This window comes from Acidiphilium sp. 34-64-41, assembly GCF_002282635.1.
Taxonomy (GTDB): Bacteria; Pseudomonadota; Alphaproteobacteria; order Acetobacterales; family Acetobacteraceae; genus Acidiphilium; species Acidiphilium rubrum.
The window spans coordinates 1-3773 of record NZ_NCJX01000152.1 but is presented as its reverse complement, the minus strand read 5'-3'; the positions used below and the strand labels follow the sequence as shown (position 1 = coordinate 3773).

Here is a 3773-nt window from a genome sequence, read left to right as displayed (position 1 = left end):
TTGGGGGAAAGCCAGTTCGTCACGCTGGTGAATGTCAATGGCCGCCATGGCGGGGGCCACTAGCCCTAGTGGGTGTCTGAGTCAACCGGATAGGCACGCCTCATTTTTAAACGATCTTTATCTTTGACAGGACGACGCTTGTTATCAAGAAAATCTACAACTTCACCAAGATTCCCAATTCTCCAATCATCAGGAATTACATTCATGTTCGTTTGTTTTTGCCCCTCCTTCACCAAACGAACCCCATCCGCTTGAGGTGTGCATCCACCGTGGCACTCAACACCTCAACCTCCACTGTTAGGTTCGACAACGGCACCGCATACCGCTCGGTCAACAGCTTCACCCGCCCGGTCAACGATTGTCCGACCCGGTCCAGTTCGCCGACGATCGCCGCCTCCAGGACGGAAAACCATTTATCCTCGACCAGCAACTGCCGCAGTTCGGCATTGGTCAGCGTGGCATAACGCCTGACGATCGCTTCATCCAACGCAGTTCGCGCCGCTTTCGCCGCATCTGCCGCCGCCTTTTCGCGTTCGATCAGGCGCAGACAGTTTTGCAGCGCCACACGCTCATCCTCGGCGGTGCGGTCCCCCTTGATCTCCTTGAGCCGATCCTTCACGCTTTTGGCGGTCAGTTTGCCCTTGTCGGTCTTCGCATCGAACAAGAGTCCGTCCTCGCCGCCCTGTTCCTCATCAAGCTCCTCGATCTCACGCACCAGCTCTTCCGCTTTGGCATCCAGCGCTTCGCATGAGGCGAGTGCATCGGCGAAGAACCGGGCGGCGATCAGCGGCGGGGGGATCAGCTCGGCCTTCAGCTTGCGCTTGCCCAGGGTGATATCGGGTGTTTCGGTGAATTTGCCGTCCTCATTCTTGACCAGATCGCGAATGACCCGCGCAACCGCCCAGCCTTCGAGCGCGAGGAGATAGACATCATCCTGCATCGTCTCGGCCCAATAGGTCATCAGATGCTGATAGACATCGTAGCGATCGATCAGCGGCAGTTCGGCGCAGCGGGCGAGAAGGTCCTCGGCCAGCGTGTCGATCAGGCGTTTCGGCTTGTCGCCAATGGCGATCGAGCGCAATGCTTCGAGATGCGCCGCGCGCCACCCCGCGAATACGCCACGCATCTGCGCGGCAAAGCCAGCGAATTCGGGATGATCCAGAATGGTCTGCTTCACCGCGGACGGCGCCACTTTCGGTGTGGCATAACCCGCCCGGTCGCCGGGGCCGAAGAGTGCGGCGCGTACCGAGGGCAGCACCGCCCAATAGGGGGCAAGTGCGTCGATATCGCGCACCGGAATGCCGCCTTTGAGATGCGCCTCGATATCCTGCAAATCCTCCGGCGCCGCGGAGTCGATGTAGCGCGGGATGTTGAGGTTGAAATCCTGCTGTTCGATCTCGGCTAGCGGCACCATACGGGAATAGCGCTCGATCGTGAGCTGGCGGGTGAAGGCATCGACGATCTTGTGCAAATCCTGGTCGCGCAGTCGGTTCTTGTTGCCATCCTTCACGAAACCCTTCGAGGCATCGATCATGAAAATGCCGGTGCGCGCGTGGGCGTTTTCCTTGTCGAGCACGATGATGCAGGCGGGTATGCCGGTGCCGTAGAACAGATTGGCCGGCAGGCCGATGATGCCCTTGATGATGCCGCGCCGGATCAGCGTGCGGCGGATTTCAGCCTCCGCATTGCCGCGGAACAGCACGCCGTGCGGCATGACAATGGCCCCCTTGCCGGTCGATTTCAGCGAGGCCACGACATGCAGCAGATAGGCGTAATCGCCATTTTTCACCGGCGGTACACCGGGCTCGAAACGGTCGAACTGGTCGTGCGCGGCATCGAGCCCGGTGCTCCACGCCTTGTCGGAAAACGGCGGGTTTGCGACCACGAAGTCGAAGGTTTTCAAACTGCCGTCGTTGTTGACGAAATGCGGGGCGGACAGCGTGTTATCGCGCCAGATCTCCGCCGTTGGGCAATTGTGCAGCACCATGTTCATCCGCGCGAGGGCGCGGGTGGCGACGTCTTTTTCCTGGCCATAAATGGTCAGGTCGAACGGCGCTTCGTCGTGCGCCTTGAGCAGGAGCGAGCCGGAGCCACAGGTGGGGTCATAGATGGTCTGGGCGGCACTGCGGGCGGAGCCGATGCCGATCGCCTTGGCCATGATGCGCGAAACCTCGGCCGGGGTGTAGAACTGGCCCTTGCTCTTGCCGGATTCCGTGGCGAAGTGGCGCATCAGGTATTCATAGGCATCGCCCAGAATATCATCACCTTCGGCGCGATTCTTGCGGAAATCCAGCTCCTTGCGGCTGAAAATGCCGACCAGGCTGGAGAGCCGATCGACCATCTCCTTGCCGGAGCCCAGCTTATCGGGGTCATCGAAATCGGCGACGTCAATCACGCCCTTGAGGTCGTTCGCCTCGGCAAGCCTGGCGATAATGGTGTTCATTTTCTCGCCGATGTCTTTTTGGCCGCGCAGGGCGAGCATATCGGCAAAACTGCCGCCGGCCGGCACGTCGATCACCCCGTTCGGATCACCGGCATATTTGTCCGACACGTATTTCACGAACAGCAGAACCAGCACGTAGTCTTTATACTGAGAGGCATCCATGCCGCCGCGCAACGCATCGCAACTGGCCCAGAGCGAGCTGTAGATTTCCGATTTTTTGACCGCCAATGAGGCCTCCCGCTATCGTATTCAAAGTTATCTGTCGTGCCGCGCAAGACGCGGATGATGCTGTTTCTATGACTGCTGCCCGGCCAGTGCCGCCCAAACGTCGTTGAGTGTAACCATCAGCGTCATCGGGTCGATTGGCGAGGGCTCGAAACCAAGCGCAAGATAGAAGGCTTTGGCCGGTTCGGAAATGGCGTGGACCACGATGCCGCGGATGCCGATGGTCTCCGCCGCGTTCATGATGCGCATTGCGGCGTCCCGAAACAGAGCGCGCCCGAGGCCCTGGCGTTGTGCACGCTGGTCGATCGCCAGCCGTGCCAATACCGCAACGGGGATGGGGTCGGGCATGTCGCGCCGAAATCGCCCGACCGCCCCGCCCAGGCTGATGGCACCCGAGGCGATCGCGTAATAGGCGATCACGCGCGTACCGTCCGTGACGATGAAGGTTCGGGTTGCACCGCCGGCCTGGTTGCTGCGGGCGCGCCGCTTCAGCCAGTCATCGAGAGTTGGAACTCCGCTGTCGAAATCGGCAAGATCATGATGATCCGCGAGAGGTTCCGGCGGTGACAGAGTCACGGTTATTTCCAGGGCGGGTTGGTCTGCAAACTGCGTTCCAGCCGCGCGTTCGGGCGTGGCGGTTCATCGAGCCGCGCGCGGAACGCCTCGAATGCGTCCGGCGTGGCGATGAACAGGCTGCGATCGAGCAACGCCTCCTCGGCCGCGCGCCGCGCCGCTTCGAGGACGAAATCGGTCTTCGATTTACCGGTCAGCGCTGCGGCGCGATCGATCAAACCGCGGTCATCGGGCTTGATCCGCAGGTTGAGGGTTTCGCGTCGTGTTGTCGTTTTTGTGGCCGGTGCGGCATTGTCCATGCTGCAAAGAGTAGCGCATCGTAATGCAATTGTCATTACGTGCAGAATCCCACCATCCTCCGGCATCGTCGCTGATCGCCGATCACCGATCACCGATCACCGATCACCGAGCCTGATCATCGTCCCTTTCGCCTATTACTCATCGGTCGGTAATTAAGACGACATTTTGCTAGTCGTATGTTTGCGGGGGTGATATAATTCCGGCATGAAACGGGACGGTCGCAGATTTGATC

At 60.1% G+C, this 3773-nt stretch carries 3 protein-coding genes; all 3 read right to left on the bottom strand.

Annotation, left to right across the window (positions count from 1 at the left end; genetic code table 11):
- Positions 1–229: 229 nt before the first annotated feature.
- Positions 230–2671, bottom strand: a complete 2442-nt coding sequence (locus B7X49_RS18375) for a class I SAM-dependent DNA methyltransferase (RefSeq protein ID WP_286705388.1) — start codon at positions 2669–2671, stop codon at positions 230–232.
- A 66-nt stretch (positions 2672–2737) separates the two neighbouring features.
- Positions 2738–3244, bottom strand: a complete 507-nt coding sequence (locus B7X49_RS18370; RefSeq protein ID WP_286705389.1) for a GNAT family N-acetyltransferase — start codon at positions 3242–3244, stop codon at positions 2738–2740.
- A 2-nt stretch (positions 3245–3246) separates the two neighbouring features.
- Positions 3247–3540: a DUF1778 domain-containing protein gene (locus B7X49_RS18365; RefSeq protein ID WP_286705390.1), complete on the bottom strand. Its 294-nt coding sequence runs from the start codon at positions 3538–3540 to the stop codon at positions 3247–3249.
- Between the last annotated feature and the right edge of the window lie 233 nt (positions 3541–3773).